We start from the raw sequence: 15,211 nt of genomic DNA on the forward strand, positions 1-15,211 counted from the left end.
TTACGACGCGTGGGGCTCGTCGTCCGCGGGGCGCGGGCTGGGCTTCAGTCCGCCGGTGCCATCGCAATCCTATGCCTACGCGAGGGTATTTTCTTATGGCTGGCCGTACTGCGTACCGGGTGTGGATGCGGCGAAGAGAACTACGGTGACTCGTCCACCCCCGCCTACGCAGACGCGTGGACGATTCGATTCCCGGGGTGCTCGCTCTATCTGTATTCCTGGGTCTCGCCGGCATGCCAGGGCGCGTTCCTGTCGCTGAGCGAGATTGGAGACTGCAACGACTTCTGAGGCGGAGGAAGCGCGCCCACCTGCCATCCCACTAGCTCGTCGCCGGGCCAGGCCCGAGCTGCACGGGCGGCGGGGTCCGCGTGATGCTCCGCCAGGTGTCGACGGCCCAGTCCCGGTCCGACTCCTCCTTGCAGACGATGGTGCAGCGCGCGAGCCGGCCAGCCTCGGGGCACACCATGATGGCCATCAGCACCCAGCACGGCTCCGGCTCGTCATCGCTCTCGCCGTGCATCCACAGCGCGGCGCCCGCGACCTGCCCCTCCTCGTGCTCGTAGCGCAGCCCGGACATCTCGTGCGGCGGGAAGGTGTCCAGCACCTCCTTGGCCGTGAAGGGCGCGCCGTCGTGCCGCCGGTAGATCATCGACGAGAGCGAGACCTCGCGGCGCTCGCCCGGATCGAACATCCGCAGCGTCTCCCCGCCGTACAGGAGCTCGGACTCGAAGGAGGGATCCACCTGGATGGCCCAGCCGCAGTGGAAGTAGAACCGGATCGGGATGAGCTCGCAGGTGGGCGGCATCGCGGCGCTCAGCGTAGGCGCTCCGCGCGGCGAGCGCACGTGAACCTGCCCCGCCAGGCCGCTGGGGGCGCGGCGCGCCGCCGCGCGGTCGCCCGCGCGGTCGCCCGCGCGGCGGCGGCGATGGGCCGGCGGTCGCCGCGCTCAGCCGTCGACGGCGGCTGCCGCGCTCAGCCGGACGACGGCGGCCGCCGCGCTCAGCCGGCGATGCCGGGCCGCCCGGGCGAGAAGGGCGACAGATCCAGCGGCGGCTGCTCTCCCGCGACCAGCGCCCCCACGATCTTCGCGGTCACCGGGGCGAGGAGGACGCCGTTGCGGAAATGCCCGGTCGCGAAGACGAGGCGCTGGAGCTCCCCCTCGCCGAGGATCGGCAGATCGTCCTTCGTGTGCGGCCGGAGCCCGGCCCACGTCCGTCCGATCGGCGCGTCGCCGAGCGCGGGCATGAGCCGCAGCGCCGCGGTCAGCAGATCGCGCACCGCGCGCGAGGTCACGGCGGGGACGTAGCCGGCGAACTCCATGGTCGCGCCGACCAGCACGCGCCCGTCGTCGCGCGGCGACAGGTAGCACCCGGGCCCGTAGATCACCTGCGTCAGCACCGGCGACGCCGGCGTGAGCTCGACGATCTGCCCGCGCGCCGGGCGCACCGCGGCGGGCGCGAGCCCCGAGGCCTCGAGCAGCGACGACCAGCTCCCCGCGGCGAGCACCGTCCAGCGCGCCTCCACCTTGGTCCCGTCCTCGAGCTGCGCCCCGCACGCCTGCTCGCGGTCGACGAGGACGCGCCGGACGGTCGCCCCGGTGCGGAACTGCACGCCGGCGCGCTCGGCCGCGATGCGCAGCGCGCGCATGAGCGACGGCGGATCGATCCGCGCCTCGTCGGCGAACCACACGCCGCCGGCGACCTCCTGGCAGAGCGCCGGCGCGCGCGCCCGCGCCGCGTCGCCGTCGCAGATCTCCACGGCGAGGCCGGCTTCCCGCTGCCAGGCGACCTCGCGCGCGATCTCGTCGCGCCCGGACGGCGTGAGCGCCACGCGCAGCGCGCCGCACTGCCGGAAGCCCACGTCGATGCCCGTCGCCTCGGCGAGGGAGGCGGCGAGCTCCGGGTAGAGGCTCCGGCTCGCGAGGCAGAGCCGCGCGAGGGGGCCGTCGCCCGCGGCCTCGAGCTGGGGGCCGATGATGCCCGCCGCCGCCCAGGAGGCGCCCTCGCCCGGGTTGCGCTCGAGGACGCGGACGGACAGCCCGCGCCGCGCGAGGGCGAGCGCCGACGCGCACCCGGCCACGCCGCCGCCGATCACCACCACGTCGCTCATCGGCGCGTGCATAGCACGCCGGGCGCCGCGGAGAGGCGTGCGGGAGCGCTGCGGGCGGCTGGCGCCGGAAGGAGCGACCCGACGCGTTGCGCGATCACCGCTTCCGCGGCTTCGGTGAGGGGAGACCGGCCTCGGCCAGCGGTCGATGCTGGCGGGCGTGGAAGAGGCGCAGCAGCCAGAGGTCCGCGCCGGGGTCGGAGTCGTCCGCGAGATACCAGACGACGTAGGGGAGCTTGCGCAGGAGGAGCTTGCGGACGACGGCTCGGTCTTCGTTGTCCTTGGCCTCGGCAGGGCCGATCGCGGGGAAGCGGGCGACGAGCGCGATGGCCTCGTCGAGGCCGCTCCGCAGGCGCTCTACCCACTCGATCCCGCGGTTTTCTTCGAGCCAGCGCACCTGATCGCGGAGGTCGCGGGCGAACTCCCGGCGGAAGCGGACGCGGCGGCCCACGGGGCGCCTGGCCTAGCGGGCGCGGCGACGAGGAGCGGCGCGGAGCGCCTCGTCGAAGATGGAGTCGAGCTCCTGGCGCGAGGCCTCGTCGTGGTCTCCGGCCTTCATCCGCTCCCAGACCGCCCAGACCTGGGCGCGCTGCCACTCCTCCGCCCGGCTGAGCTGCTCCGCGTCGTCGAGCTCCTGGACGCGCTCGTTGAGAAGCGCGCGGATCGCAGGGGAGAGCTTGAGGCCGCGCTTCTTCGCCTCGGCCTGGACCCGCGCCCGGAGCTCGGGCGGGAGGACCACGCTGACCGGGCCGCTGTCCTCGTCCGGGCCACGCCCGGGCGGATCGCGCTCCTCGCCCTGGTTCCGCCTCGCCGCTCCCGCACCTCTCATCTGCGTTCCTCGCGGGGAAAGGATAGTGGAATCCACTATGATGCACAACCGGGCGGCTCGGCCCGTGCGAGGAGGCCTCGGGAGGCCTCTGGAGAGAGCCGCTGCCGGGCGCCGGCAGGGGTGAGGGGAAAGCGCTGCGGACGCCCGGCAGGGTGCGGGAAGGGCGGACGGGCAGGTGGACGGTGTGCTGGCGCGGGAGAAGGGGCTAGGGTGCTGAAGCAGTAGGAGGCTCGTATGCGGATCGTCATGGAAATCCCCGAAGATGCGTTTCGTACGCCCAAGACCCCGCAGCAGGTCGCGGACGAGATGCGGCAGGCAGCGGCAGTTTTCTGGGTCGCTCGAGGGGACGTCGCGCCGGAAGCGGTGAACGACATTGCCAGGCCGTCCGTGCCCGAGAAGGAGGGAACGTTGATGGACCTCTTGTTGAGCATGCCCGACGTCGGGGACGACGTCGACTTTGAGCGACCTGTGGACTACGGCCGGCCGGACGTCGAGTTCGACTGAGGCATCACTGCCGCTGGAGCTTCCGGGATGAGCTTTCTGATCGACACCAACGTGCTATCGGAGATGCGCAAGAAAACGCGCGCGAACAGCAACGTTCTCCGGTGGTCGGCGCAGAACCGTGCGAGTGAGCTGTTTCTGTCGGCGCTGGTCATCGGCGAGGTCCGACGTGGCATCGAGGGGGTGCGCGCGCGGGATCCCGTTCAGGCGGGAGCGCTTGATGCGTGGCTCGGCACGGTCATCGTCTCATTCGGTTTACGAGTCCTTCCCGTCACTGTGGAGATCGCAGACGCCTGGGGGCGGCTCTCGGTCCCCGATCGGTTGCCCGAGATTGACGGCCTGCTCGCCGCCACGGCCATCGTGCACAACCTGGTCCTTGTTACGCGCAACACGCGCGATGTCGCTCGCACCGGTGTGCGGCTGCTCAACCCCTTCGAGCCTGTGCCTCAGGGTTAGCGCAGGGCTCGATCGCCAAGACAAGACCATCTCGGTCCGCACGACAATTCGAGGTATGCCGCCTTGACGCCTCTGCGCTCACCCGTGCGGCAGGGAGGGAGTGCGCGCGCAGTGACGCTACTCCGACGCCCTTCCGTCGCGCTCCTTGATTGTCGCTGTGGGGCCACTCGCACTCGCCTCGGCATCGAAGGGTTCTGCCGCGATTTCCGTGGCCGCTGAGGCGGTTTTCGGGGCTTCGGTGGCGGTTTCTTGAGCCGTTGAGGCGGTTTTCGGAGCCTCGGTGGCGGTTTCTTGAGCCGTTGAGGCGGTTTTCGGAGCCTCGGTGGCGGTTTCTTGAGCCGTTGAGGCGGTTTCCGGAGCCTCGGTGGCGGTTTCTTGAGCCGTTGAGGCGGTTTTCGGAGCCGGGGTGGGGGGGGCCCCAGCCGTCGAGGCAGTTTCCGCGGTCGGGGTGGGGAGGGCCCCCGCCGTTGCGCCCCCCTCGGCCGCCGGCGCCGCCTCGGCTGCCGGCGCCGCCTCGGCCGTCGTCGCGGCCCCCTCCGCGCCCGTCGCCGCTGCCGCGGTCCTGGGCGCCTTCGCTGCAGCAGCCTTCGGCGCCTTCGTCGCCGGCTCCGGCGCCGCGGTCGCCGCCTCGCCGCCCGCCGTCGCCTCCGCGGCCTTCGCCGGCGCCGCCTCCGCGGCCTTCGCCGGAGCCCCCGCCGCCTTCGCCTTCTTCTCCTTCGCCGCCTTCGCCTCGAGCGCGCCCGCCGCGATCGGCTCCCGCTTGCCGTGCCCGACCGCGCGCGGATCGCCGTACGGGAACGCCGCGCTGCCGCTCGCGTCGATCGGCTTGCGCGGGGCCTCCGCGTCGGTCGCCGGGCTCGGCGGCGGCGCGATCGGCCGCGGCGCGCGCAGCCGGTTGCCAGGGCCGGCCTGCGTCCAGACCTGCACGTCGCCGAGCACGCGCGTCCGGTTCGCCATCCGCCGCTGGCCCTTCGCGCCGAGCAGCCGCTCCAGGAAGGTCGGCGGCGACGTCGCGCCGGGCTCCCCCTTCACCCAGCACGTGTAGTCGCCGATCCCCGTGCCCCGGAACGTCTCGCGGCAGACCGCGATCCCGAGCTCGGCCGCGATCTCGCTGAGGAGCCGACCCGGCTCGGTCTCGACCGTCCTGTGCTCGTTGACGAAGGTGACCCTGGGCATCGGTGGACCGGCAGCGTCCTGCTCCCCCGCGGCGAGCGCGTCAAGAACCGCCGCGCGCGCCCCTCGCGTCCCTCACGCGCCCCTTGCGTCCCCTCACGCGCCCTTCGCGTCCCGCACGCGATGGAGCACCCGCGCGATCCCGAACAGATTCCAGCCCGCGAACCCGAGGAACAGCGCGAACAGCGCGACCGCCCAGCGCGACGCGCGCGGCGAGCTGCCGTCGATCAGCAGCCACGCGTCGTCCGTGACGGCCGTCCCCGTCTGCTCCTCGACCTCGGCGGCGAGCCGCGCGTGCCGGATCCCCGCGGCCTTGAACGGCACGAGCCGCCCGGCGAACGAGCTCGGCGGCACGAACCGCGGACCCTCGAACCCCTCCGGCACCCGGATCTCCACCCACAGCCCCGGGTTGCCGGCCACCGGCGCCAGCCGGAACGAGTCGCCCTCCGCGGCGCGGCCGTACCGGATCGCCCCGCGCGTCCCGAGCAGGCCCATGGCCCGCACGTACCGGTTCGCGAGCTCCGCCGTGGGGCGCAGCGGCGCGAGCTCCCCCACGTCCACGGGCCGGCCGGGCGACAGCGCATAGCGCGCCTCCCCGAACAGAGCGACCGCCATCCACAGCGCTGCCACCGCGGTCACCGCCATCAGCACCACCGTGACCGTGCGCTCCTGCCGCGGCGGCGACGGCAGCGCGAGCAGCTCCGGATCCGGCCCCGTCACGTCGAGACCAGGGCTGCCAGGACCGCGCGGGCCGTGCGTCATGGATTCCAAGGTCGAGGTCGGGTCGGTGGGCACGCTTCGCCGAGTATACAGCCGGAGCGCCGGCCGCGGTGCAGGGAGCCGCGCCGCGCGCTCCCTCCTCATCCATCCCGCGCCGCGCGCGGCCCGCATCTCCTCGCCATCCCGCGCGCGGGGATGGCGAGGAGATGCGGGCGCGGGCCTCGCGGCACCCCGTCCGAGACAACCCGCGCCCGGCGCGGTTCCGGTCGACGCGCGCTTGCCCGCCCGCGGCGGCTTGCCTAGCCTAGCCGCGATGGCCTCGAAGAACGACAGCTCCATCGTCTGCCCGTCGTGCGGCGCGAACAACGCCTCGGTGACGGCGAGCGGGCGCTGCGTCGCGTGCGGCGCCCGGATGGGCTCGCTGCAGCCTCTCCGCGACGCCGACCTCGACCGCCACCGCCGCTACCAGCAGGAGGGCTTCTCGATCCTCTGGTGCCTCATCGCCCTCGTCCTCCAGAGCGTGCTCACCGCGGCCCTCGTCGGCGGCCTCCCCATGATCGTGCAGCAGCTCGACTTCGAGGGGTCCAACGGGATGATCGTCGCCATCCCCGTCTGGTTCATCGGCGGCGTCCTCCTCGGCATGATCTCGCCCGGCAAGACCTTCCTCGAGCCGGTCGTCGCCTCGTTCCTCGTCGCGATCCCGACCGTCTTCTACCTCCTGCAGAGCCAGACCGTCCGGACGATGCCGCTCTTCATGTACGTGATCATGGCGCTCATCGGCGTGCTGTTCACGCTGATCGGCTCCTACCTCGGCGAGCGCATCCAGATGGGCCCGCCCCCCGCGAAGCCGGCCGACTGAGGGCGCCCGGCGTGACGGCGAGGCCCGGCGCGACCAGGAGCGCAGGCGCAGGTGGTGGCCGAATTTGCCCCGGAGCGATTCCCATGAAGGCGGGAAGACAGGAAGATCATTGATCTTTTCTCCCCGCCTTCCCGCGTTCATGGTCAAATCCGGCCACCATCCAGGCGCAGCAGGGACGGCGGCGCGGCGGGTCGCGGCGGCGCTCGCCGCGGTCGCCGTCCTGGCTGCCGCCCCCGCGTGCGGCCGGTCGGCCGAGGAGCAGGAGGCGGACGCGCTCCTGCACGCCATCGACGCCCTCCGCAACGCCCCGAGCGAGCCGCGCGCGGGGCGCGAGGCGTTGCTCGCGGAGCTCGAGCGGCAGCCCGCGTCGACCCCTCCGGCCGCGAGCGCCAGGGATACGTGCGCGCGGGCCTACCGCCTGCTGCTCGAGGCCACGGCCGCCGAGGCGCGCGTGCGCGCCCTGCTCGAGGCGCCCGAGGGGTCCGCCGGGCCCGCCGGGCCCGCGGCGCTGTCCGACCTCGCCGCGGCAGACGCCAAGGTCAAGGAGAGCACCGAGGTCATGCCGAGGTGCGCCGAGGCGCTCGCGGGCCTCCGCCGCGCCCGGCGCGGGATGTGACGGCCCGCGCCGCGGCGCCCGCGGGCCTCCGCCGCGCCCGGCGCGGGATGTGACGGCCCGCGCCGCGGCGCTCGCGGGCCTCCGCCGCGCCCGGCGCGGGATGTGACGGCCCGCGCCGCGGCGCGCGCGGTGCGTCGTGGGGGGCGCGCGCGGTGCGTGGGGGGGGCCGCGCCGCCAAGAGAGATCGCTTCCCGCCGGGCAAGGGATCCGCGCTCGCGGTCCCCTGTGCTAAGACCGCCCTGCCATGTTCGACACGCTGACACGGGGCTTTCGTCAGGCCAGAAACCGCCTCGCCGGGCTCACGGAGCTCACCGAGAGCAACATCGACGCCGCGCTCCGCGAGGTGAGGCTGAGCCTGCTCGAGGCCGACGTCGAGATCGGGGTGGTCAAGGCGTTCCTCGCCCGGGTCAAGCAGGCCGCGGTCGGCCGCACCCTGGAGACGCGCGTGAAGCACGCCGGCGAGGTCCACCAGGTCTCGGCGAGCGACCACTTCATCAAGATCTGCCACGACGAGCTCGAGGCGATGATGACCCACGAGGGCGACGAGATCGCCTGGGCCGACGGCGGGCCCACGGGCATCATGATGGTCGGCCTCCAGGGCTCCGGAAAGACGACGAGCTGCGCGAAGCTCTCGCGCTACCTCGAGAAGCTGGGGCGCAAGCCGCTGCTCGTCGCCGCCGACATGCAGCGCCCCGCCGCCGTCGAGCAGCTCAAGGTGCTCGGCGAGCAGCTCAAGATCCCCGTGTTCAACCTCCCCGGCGAGTCGCCGGTCGCGATCTGTGCCGCGGCCCGGGGCGAGGCCAAGCGGCTCGGCCGCGACGTCATCATCTACGACACCGCCGGCCGCCTCGCGATCGACGAGCCGCTCATGCAGGAGCTCGCCCAGATCAAGGAGGCGACGTCGCCCGAGAACATCTTCCTCGTGGTCGACGCGATGATCGGCCAGGACGCGGTGAAGACGGCGCGCGGCTTCAACGAGCGGCTGTCGATCAGCGGCGTCGTCCTGACGAAGCTCGACGGCGACGCCCGCGGCGGCGCGGCGGTCAGCATCAAGGAGGTCACGGGCGCGCCGGTCCTCTTCAGCGGCATCGGCGAGACGGCGGACAAGTTCGAGCCGTTCCGCGCGGACGGCATGGCGAGCCGCATCCTCGGCATGGGCGACGTCGTCGGCCTGATGCAGGACTTCGAGGAGGTCGTCGACCAGAAGAAGGCCGAGAAGGACGCCGCGCGGATGCTCCAGGGCGACTTCACGCTCGACGACTTCCTCGACCAGGTGCGGATGATCCAGAAGATGGGGTCGCTGAAGGACCTCGTCGACAAGCTGCCCCTCGGCGGCATGTTCCCGGGCGGCCTGCCGCAGGACGTCAACCTGGACGACCGGGAGCTCGTCCGCATCCAGGCGATCATCCAGTCGATGACGCGCTTCGAGAAGGGCGACCCCTACGCGCTCGTCCGCGAGCCGAAGCGGGTGGAGCGCATCGCCAAGGGCTCGGGCTCGAAGCCCGAGGCCGTGACCGAGCTCGTCCAGAAGTTCCTCTTCATGCGCCAGATGATGAGCGGCCTCGGCCAGAACATGGGCCTCATGGGCAAGCTCCCGGGCATGAAGCAGATGGCCATGGCCAAGAACATGCGCGAGATGCAGAAGCAGATGATGGCCGGCGGCGGCATGCCCGGGATGGGGATGCCGGGCATGGGCCTCCCGGGCATGGGCTTCCCGGGCATGGGCTTCCCGGGCATGGGGATGCCGGGGATGGGCGGCTTCCCGGGCGCCGGCGCCGGGGGCCCGACCCTGACGAAGATGAAGACGCTCAGCGCCAGCGAGCGCAACGCCAAGAAGGCGCAGCGCAAGCGCGAGCGCGACGCCCGCAAGAAGGGGCGGAAGTAGCGGCGGCCGCGATGCGCCGCCCCTGCAGCCAGCGGCGCGCTGTCGGCGAGGCGCACGACGCGGGCGCGCGCCGGCGGGCCCTCGGCCTGGTGGCCGCGGTGCTCGCCGCCTCGTGCGCCTCGTGCTCCCGCGGCGGCGGGGGCGAGCAGGACGCGGCGCCCCCCGGGTCCGCGGGCCGGTCGCCGCCGGCGAGCAGCGGCGCGGGCGCCGGCCAGGGCCAGCGGAGGGCGCCCGCGGCCGTGAAGGAGCTCGAGGTGCGCAAGCTCTCGCCCGGCGCGGCGGTCACCATCGACGGCCGGCTGGACGAGCCGGCGTGGCAGGCGGCGGCGAGGACTGGCCCGTTCGTCAACGTGGGCACGGGCCGCGAGGATCCGTCGCTGCCGACGCAAGGCGAGGCGCGGCTGCTCTGGGACGATGGATTCCTCTACGTCGGATTCGACGTCAGCGACGCGACGATCACCGGGGGATTCCCGCAGGACGCGCGGGATCCGCACCTGTGGGAGCGGGACACGGTCGAGGTGATGATCGACCCGGACGGCGACGGGGACAACAAGGACTATTACGAGATCCAGATAAGCCCCCAGAACCTCGTCTTCGACTCGCAGTTCGACGACTACAACGCTCCGAGGGGCGGCCCGAGCGGGCCTTTCGGTCATCAGGAGTGGAGCGCGGGGCTGACGAGCGCGGTGGAGCTGAGAGGGACGATCGACGACGGCTCGGACCAGGACCGGGGGTACGTGGTCGAGGCGAAGATCCCGTGGCGCGCGTTCGCCAAGGCGAGGTCGGCGCCGCCGTCGCCGGGGGACGCGTGGCGGATGAACTTCTATGCCATGCAGAACAACGGTGGCGCCGCGTGGTCGCCGATCCTGGGCGAGGGGAACTTCCACCGGGCGCGGCGGTTCGGGCGGGTCCGGTTCGTCGGGGCCGGGGGTGAGACGGGCGGCGCGGGGGCGCCCGCGCGCGACGCGGGCCCGGCGCCCGCGACGGCGCCCGCGCGCGACGCGGGCTCAGCGCCCGTGACGTCGCCGCCCGGCGCGCCGAGCGCCGCGGGCGAAAGGCCAGGCGCCGCGGCGCCCTCCGCGCCGGCCGGTCCGAAGCCGGGCTACCGGGCCGATCCGCCGGACCGCTGAGCTGCGGAGCCCAGCAGGCGTTCAACCCTCCGCGCGATCGGTGCCTGCGCCGCGCGACGCGCGGGCTCAGATCCGCGCGGCGTGGCTCGCCCCCGGGCGAGGCGCGCCCTGCTGCGTGCCCGCCAGCGCGGCGTCGCCCATCGTGCCCGCCGTGGCGGTCGAGCGGGTCGTCGGCTCGAGGGCGCGCTGGACCCGGATCCGGTTGTGGACGTCCTCGACGCCCCGCACGCCCTCGGCGACGTGCTCGATGATGCGCTTGTGGTGGCGCTCGGGCACCGTGCCCTCGAGCGTCACCTCGTTGTTCTCCACCCGGACCGTGACATCGCTCACGTCGATGTCGCCGCGGTCCGAGAGCATCTCGCAGATATCCTCCTGGATGCGCGCGTCCGAGCGCTTGTAGCCCTTCGGTCCACGGCCGAACGCGCTGCGCACGCGGTCTTCGATCTTGTGGAGCGCGTGGCTGACGCCCTCCATCGCCGAGTGGCCGGACTCGCGGGCGGTGCGCGCGAGATCGTGGCTCTCCCCGTAGTACGGGGCCTCGCGCCAGGCCTGATCGACGTGGGCATCGGGGCTCACGACGCGGGTCATGCCGAGGTGATACGCGCCGCCGAGGTTGAAGCTGTACGCGCTGGCCGAGGGGGGAAGGGGGTTGCCGCCGAAGCTCCAGCTGGCATCGCGGCCGCCCACGTAATCGCCGCCGCGGTCGTCATGGGGAAAGCCGCGGTCCTGGTCGCCGAGGCCACGGTCGCCGCCGGCGAAGCGACCGTCATCGAGAGAGCGGCCCATTTCGTCGCGCTGCGTCGTGGGCCTGTACGTGCGGCCGTGCTCACGACCCCAGTCGCGGTGGTCGCGCGTGGCGGCCCCGTGGTCGTACATCGGGAGCGCGTTGCGGCGCTCGTCGCGAGCCCAGCCGCGCTCGGTGGAATGGCTCCGGTCGTCCCCGTAGCCCTGCTCCCAGCGGCGCTCATTCCGTCCGTGGTCCGTGTCCCTGTCGAATCGATCTCGCATCCTGTGCCTCCTTTCTTCCTTGCGAGCAATGGGCGTCGAACACGCCTCCGACGCGCGACTGCGCTGCGCGGCAGATCTCGCCACCCAGGTAGCGTGGAGCACGAACATGGGTCACGTCGGCGCCCCTTGCCACCGGGGAGAACCCTTCGTCTCGTGCCGGGGTGATCCCGAAGATGGCGAGTCACCGGAGCAGCACAGAAGAGCCTGCTTTGAGGGCTGGACATGCCCGGCGCCGCCGGCAGGACCCCGGGATCCGCGCCCGAGCACGCGCTCGATGCCGCGCGGGGGCCTCCTCGAACGGCGACATCGCTACTGCTCTGCGCCGATCTCGCCGAGGAAGTCGTTGTAGGCGTCGACCTTGTCCGACGGGACCACGCCGACGCCGAGGTCGAACAGGCTGCCTTCGACGAGGTGCGGCGCGAGGATCTTCTTGATCGCGTCGAGGCCGATGCTCTTGATGCCGTAGACGATGTAGGGACCGAGGTACCCCTCGTAGTACTGCCGCTGGACGTGCGTGGCCCTGATGCGACCCTGGCGCATGTAATCGGCGGTCTGCGGCGCGAAGTCGAAGGTGACGATGGGGAGGCCCGTCGCGCGCGCGGCGTCCGCGGCCAGCACGCATCGATACGAGTCGCTGAACATCCCCATCAGGCCCACGACGGGCGGGTCCGCGTCCTCGATCTCGCCCCTCATCACCTCGACGTCCCTGGCTTCGTCATCATAGATGGACTGATGCACGATAACGTCGTAACCGGCTTTCTCGAGCACGTCCCTGGCGCCGTCGGTTCGATGGACACCGTCGAGCCAGATCGGGTCGGCCCAGCCGTGGATGAGCACCGTGCCCGGCCCCTCGGACAGCTCCCTGAGCAGGGTATTCCCCGCCGCTTCCCCGGCAGAATAGCTGCGTATCCCGACGTAGAACGAACGGTTCGAGCCCGCCAGATCGGTGTCGAGCGTCACCACGGGGATCCCCTCCGCGACGGCCTCGGCGAGCGCGGCCGCGTTGCCTTCGCCGAAGGGCGTGATGGCGATCCCCTCGGCGCCCTCCGCCAACGCACGTCGTATCTGCTCCGTCTGGAACTCCGTCAATTGCTCTTGATCTGGCGAAGCATCGGTGGACCCGAGCACGTTCCCCGTGGCCCTCCCGGAGGCCCCGAGCTCACCCATGGCTCGGTTCGCGCCCGTGGCGATCGGCGCAAAGAAGTCGTGGAGGGACTTCAGCAACACCGCGATCTGCATCGGCTCGATCGAGCTCTTGTTGATCTCGGCGACGAGCTCGTCGATCGTCGCCTCGATCTTCTCCGGGATGAACTCGTTCGGAGGGAGCGGTGTTCGCTTGATGGGTGCGGCTGCCGACGCCGCGTCCGTATCGCTCGCGCCGCACGCCGCCGTCGTCAGCGCGAGCCCGATGGCGGCTGCCCAATCTCGCCCAGTCATCGTCATGAGACCCCTCCTCGTACGTCGTCGCTCGTTCGTACGTGGTTCGTACGGCCGCGCGCGCTGCCCCCGCGCGCAGATCAGACCTGTAACGAGCTCAGAGACACGGCATCACAGCGAGGCGCGGCCTGTCAAGTAGCGCCCAGGGAAGAAACTTCAGATCTGGATTGGGGATCACGCAAGCTGCTGTGGAAACCCATGTGGCCAGGATCCATCCTGGGACATCGCGGTACGTGTACGTGGTTGGCGGCCCCTCTGCCAGCGTCGCGGCGCCGCTCATGGACGCCGCCATGAGCGGCGAAGGAGCAGCGGCGCGCGCCTCGGGCCTCCAGCCGGCGAGCGCGCGGCCCATCGAGGCGAGCGGCCTGCGCAGCGGCGCGCCGGCGAGGTGCCGCGCCGCCGCCGGCGCTCGCGGCGCGCGGGGCGGTGACAGCGCCCTCGCAGCAAAGCGGGCCCATGCGGCGGCCGCTGCGCTAAGCTCCGCGCCCTGTGCCCGTCCTCACCGCTCACGATCTCCACAAAGCCTTCGGCCCGCAGACCATCCTCGACGGCGTCTCCGTCACCATCCGCACGGGCGAGCGCGTCGGCCTCGTCGGGCTGAACGGCTCCGGCAAGAGCACGCTCGCCCGCATCCTCGCGGGCGTCGAGCAGCCGGACGGCGGCACCATCTCCCGCCGCCGCGGCGCCGAGATCGGCGTCCTCTCCCAGGACCCGGTCTTCGAGCCGTCCGACACCGCGCGCGACGTCGTGCTCGCCGGGCTGTCCGCGTGGCACGCCGCCAAGGCCCGCCACGACGAGGTGAGCCGCGCGCTGGCCGCCGGCTCCGGCGACGCCGAGGCGCTGCTCGCCGAGCAGGCCGAGGCTGCGGCCGACGTCGAGCGGCTCGGCGGGTGGGACATGATGCACCGGGTCGACGCCATCATCGGCCACGTCGGCGTCACCCGGCCCGACGCGCCCATGAGCGTGCTCAGCGGCGGCGACCGCCGGCGCGTCGCCCTCGCCCGCCTGCTCGTCTCGCGGCCCGCCCTCGCCGTGCTCGACGAGCCCAGCAACCACCTCGACGTCGAGACCGTCGAGTGGCTCGAGCGCTACCTCGTCGAGGAGCACCCCGGCGCCCTGCTCCTCATCACCCACGATCGCTACCTGCTCGACCGGGTCGTCGAGCGGACGCTCGAGATCGACAAGGGCAAGGTCTACAGCTACGACGGCGGCTACGAGGAGTACCTCGAGCAGAAGGCCGAGCGCCTCGCGCTCGAGGCGCGCACCGAGTCGAACCGGCAGAACTTCCTGCGCACCGAGCTCGAGTGGCTGCGGCGCCAGCCGAAGGCGCGCACCGGCAAGCAGAAGGCGCGCATCCAGCGCGCCGAGACGACCAAGGCCGCCCCGCCGCCGAAGGCCGAGCGCACCGCGCAGCTCTCGGTCGAGTCGGTGCGCACCGGCAAGACCATCCTCGAGCTGAAGAAGCTCGGCCTCGCGGTCGACGGCAAATGGCTCGTGCGCGGCCTCGACTTCTCTCTGACCAAGGGCGAGCGCGTCGGCATCGTCGGCCGCAACGGGACGGGCAAGACCACGATGCTCCGTGCGATCCTCGGCCAGCTCGACGCCGGGGGCGACGGCGCGGCGCCCTCCGACGCGGGCGGGCCCACCATGGAAGGCGAGGTCGTGCTCGGAAAGAACACGAGCGTCGCCTACTTCGACCAGCACCGCAGCGGGCTCGACCTCGACAAGTCGATCTTCGAGAACATCGCGGGCTCGCACACGCGCGTCGAGGTCGGCGGCCGATCCATGGACGTGCGCAGCTACCTGGAGCGGTTCCTCTTCGATCCGAACAAGGCGCGGCAGCCCGTGGGCTCGCTCTCCGGCGGCGAGCGGGCGCGGGTCGCCCTGGCGAAGATGCTCACCCAGAGCGTCAACGTGATCATCCTCGACGAGCCCACGAATGACCTCGACGTGATGACCCTGGCCGCGCTCGAGGAGATGCTCATCGAGCTCGACGGCTCGGCGCTCGTCGTGACCCACGACCGCTGGTTCCTGAACCGGGTGGCGACCTCGATCCTCGCGTTCGAGGGCGGCGGCCGGGTGGTGCGGTACGCGGGCAACTACGACGCCTACCGCGAGCAGCGCGCCCACGCCGCGGCCGAGGCGGAAGCGGAGGCGGCGGCGCGGGCCGCGAAGGCGCAGGCCGCGGAGGCCCGGCCCGCGCAGGCGGCGGCGAAGCCCGCGGCGCGGGCCGGCGACAAGCCGAAGCTCACGTTCGCCGAGCGGACCGAGCTCGAGGGCATCGTCGGGCGGATCGACGCGGCCGAGCAGAAGGTCGCGGAGCTCGAGGCCAAGCTCGCCGATCCGACGCTCTACGCGAGCCGCGGCGCGGACGTCGCGGGGCTGCTCGCCGAGCTCGATCGCGAAAAGCAGGAGGCCGCGCGGCTCGTCAGCCGGTGGGAGGAGCTCGAGACGAAGCGCGAGGCCGCCGGCAAGGGGTGACCGGCCGCGC

General features: G+C 72.6%; 15 protein-coding genes. 7 read left to right on the forward strand and 8 right to left on the reverse strand.

Annotated elements, in window-relative coordinates:
• Window positions 1-319: 319 nt before the first annotated feature.
• The 4 genes from WME83_RS49050 to WME83_RS49065 all read right to left on the reverse strand — a co-directional run bounded on the left by WME83_RS49050 (window position 320) and on the right by WME83_RS49065 (window position 2,935).
• Window positions 320-805 (reverse strand): hypothetical protein, encoded by a 486-nt coding sequence (locus WME83_RS49050; RefSeq protein ID WP_020741720.1) that lies wholly within the window; start codon window positions 803-805, stop codon window positions 320-322.
• 194 nt (window positions 806-999) lie between these two features.
• Window positions 1,000-2,109, reverse strand: a complete 1,110-nt coding sequence (gene thiO / locus WME83_RS49055; protein WP_437316603.1) for a glycine oxidase ThiO — start codon at window positions 2,107-2,109, stop codon at window positions 1,000-1,002.
• 94 nt (window positions 2,110-2,203) lie between these two features.
• Window positions 2,204-2,557 carry a type II toxin-antitoxin system RelE/ParE family toxin gene (locus WME83_RS49060; RefSeq protein ID WP_437316604.1) on the reverse strand — a complete coding sequence of 118 codons (354 nt, stop codon included), beginning with the start codon at window positions 2,555-2,557 and terminating at the stop codon, window positions 2,204-2,206.
• Window positions 2,558-2,569: 12 nt separating this feature from the next.
• Window positions 2,570-2,935, reverse strand: a complete 366-nt coding sequence (locus WME83_RS49065) for a hypothetical protein (RefSeq protein WP_437316605.1) — start codon at window positions 2,933-2,935, stop codon at window positions 2,570-2,572.
• Window positions 2,936-3,169: 234 nt separating this feature from the next.
• On the opposite strand from WME83_RS49065, the gene WME83_RS49070 reads away from it, so the two are divergent.
• Both WME83_RS49070 and WME83_RS49075 read left to right on the forward strand, forming a co-directional pair.
• Window positions 3,170-3,439, forward strand: coding sequence for a hypothetical protein (locus tag WME83_RS49070; RefSeq protein ID WP_437316606.1), 270 nt, complete (start codon window positions 3,170-3,172; stop codon window positions 3,437-3,439).
• 27 nt (window positions 3,440-3,466) lie between these two features.
• Complete coding sequence (locus tag WME83_RS49075; protein WP_437316607.1) at window positions 3,467-3,892, forward strand: type II toxin-antitoxin system VapC family toxin; 426 nt, start codon at window positions 3,467-3,469, stop codon at window positions 3,890-3,892.
• A 117-nt stretch (window positions 3,893-4,009) separates the two neighbouring features.
• Here WME83_RS49075 and WME83_RS49080 read toward each other — a convergent pair whose 3' ends face one another.
• Window positions 4,010-5,068: a hypothetical protein gene (locus tag WME83_RS49080; protein ID WP_437316608.1), complete on the reverse strand. Its 1,059-nt coding sequence runs from the start codon at window positions 5,066-5,068 to the stop codon at window positions 4,010-4,012.
• Window positions 5,069-5,161: 93 nt separating this feature from the next.
• Complete coding sequence (locus WME83_RS49085; RefSeq protein ID WP_437316609.1) at window positions 5,162-5,827, reverse strand: hypothetical protein; 666 nt, start codon at window positions 5,825-5,827, stop codon at window positions 5,162-5,164.
• A gap of 271 nt (window positions 5,828-6,098) precedes the next feature.
• On the opposite strand from WME83_RS49085, the gene WME83_RS49090 reads away from it, so the two are divergent.
• From WME83_RS49090 to WME83_RS49105, 4 genes are all read left to right on the forward strand, one after another.
• A complete protein-coding gene (locus tag WME83_RS49090) occupies window positions 6,099-6,644 on the forward strand; it encodes a hypothetical protein (RefSeq protein ID WP_437316610.1) in 546 nt (181 codons plus the stop codon).
• Between the two features lie 139 nt (window positions 6,645-6,783).
• On the forward strand, window positions 6,784-7,260 hold the full coding sequence (locus tag WME83_RS49095; protein WP_437316611.1) for a hypothetical protein: 477 nt from the start codon (window positions 6,784-6,786) through the stop codon (window positions 7,258-7,260).
• 244 nt (window positions 7,261-7,504) lie between these two features.
• Window positions 7,505-9,145: a signal recognition particle protein gene (gene ffh / locus WME83_RS49100; RefSeq protein WP_437316612.1), complete on the forward strand. Its 1,641-nt coding sequence runs from the start codon at window positions 7,505-7,507 to the stop codon at window positions 9,143-9,145.
• Between the two features lie 11 nt (window positions 9,146-9,156).
• Window positions 9,157-10,275 (forward strand): carbohydrate-binding family 9-like protein, encoded by a 1,119-nt coding sequence (locus tag WME83_RS49105; protein WP_437316613.1) that lies wholly within the window; start codon window positions 9,157-9,159, stop codon window positions 10,273-10,275.
• A gap of 66 nt (window positions 10,276-10,341) precedes the next feature.
• On the opposite strand, the gene WME83_RS49110 is transcribed toward WME83_RS49105, so the two are convergent.
• Complete coding sequence (locus WME83_RS49110; RefSeq protein WP_437316614.1) at window positions 10,342-11,283, reverse strand: BON domain-containing protein; 942 nt, start codon at window positions 11,281-11,283, stop codon at window positions 10,342-10,344.
• A 309-nt stretch (window positions 11,284-11,592) separates the two neighbouring features.
• Window positions 11,593-12,726, reverse strand: a complete 1,134-nt coding sequence (locus WME83_RS49115) for a sugar ABC transporter substrate-binding protein (RefSeq protein WP_437316615.1) — start codon at window positions 12,724-12,726, stop codon at window positions 11,593-11,595.
• A gap of 483 nt (window positions 12,727-13,209) precedes the next feature.
• Here WME83_RS49115 and WME83_RS49120 point away from each other — a divergent pair, with 483 nt between their 5' ends.
• The gene (locus tag WME83_RS49120) at window positions 13,210-15,201 is read left to right on the forward strand and encodes an ABC-F family ATP-binding cassette domain-containing protein (protein WP_437316616.1); all 1,992 of its coding nucleotides are present in this window, start codon (window positions 13,210-13,212) and stop codon (window positions 15,199-15,201) included.
• Window positions 15,202-15,211 lie beyond the last annotated feature (10 nt).

The organism is Sorangium sp. So ce385, assembly GCF_051474135.1.
GTDB lineage: Bacteria > Myxococcota_A > Polyangia > Polyangiales > Polyangiaceae > Sorangium > Sorangium cellulosum_D.

Coding starts and splice junctions, on each gene's coding strand:
- WME83_RS49110 (WP_437316614.1), bottom strand. CDS start 11,283: ATGCGAGATCGATTCGACAGGGACACGGACCACGGACGGAATGAGCGC.
- WME83_RS49090 (WP_437316610.1), top strand. CDS start 6,099: ATGGCCTCGAAGAACGACAGCTCCATCGTCTGCCCGTCGTGCGGCGCG.
- WME83_RS49085 (WP_437316609.1), bottom strand. CDS start 5,827: ATGACGCACGGCCCGCGCGGTCCTGGCAGCCCTGGTCTCGACGTGACG.
- WME83_RS49115 (WP_437316615.1), bottom strand. CDS start 12,726: ATGACGATGACTGGGCGAGATTGGGCAGCCGCCATCGGGCTCGCGCTG.
- WME83_RS49075 (WP_437316607.1), top strand. CDS start 3,467: ATGAGCTTTCTGATCGACACCAACGTGCTATCGGAGATGCGCAAGAAA.
- WME83_RS49080 (WP_437316608.1), bottom strand. CDS start 5,068: ATGCCCAGGGTCACCTTCGTCAACGAGCACAGGACGGTCGAGACCGAG.
- ffh (WP_437316612.1), top strand. CDS start 7,505: ATGTTCGACACGCTGACACGGGGCTTTCGTCAGGCCAGAAACCGCCTC.
- WME83_RS49050 (WP_020741720.1), bottom strand. CDS start 805: ATGCCGCCCACCTGCGAGCTCATCCCGATCCGGTTCTACTTCCACTGC.
- WME83_RS49105 (WP_437316613.1), top strand. CDS start 9,157: ATGCGCCGCCCCTGCAGCCAGCGGCGCGCTGTCGGCGAGGCGCACGAC.
- WME83_RS49095 (WP_437316611.1), top strand. CDS start 6,784: ATGGTCAAATCCGGCCACCATCCAGGCGCAGCAGGGACGGCGGCGCGG.
- WME83_RS49065 (WP_437316605.1), bottom strand. CDS start 2,935: ATGAGAGGTGCGGGAGCGGCGAGGCGGAACCAGGGCGAGGAGCGCGAT.
- WME83_RS49070 (WP_437316606.1), top strand. CDS start 3,170: ATGCGGATCGTCATGGAAATCCCCGAAGATGCGTTTCGTACGCCCAAG.
- thiO (WP_437316603.1), bottom strand. CDS start 2,109: ATGAGCGACGTGGTGGTGATCGGCGGCGGCGTGGCCGGGTGCGCGTCG.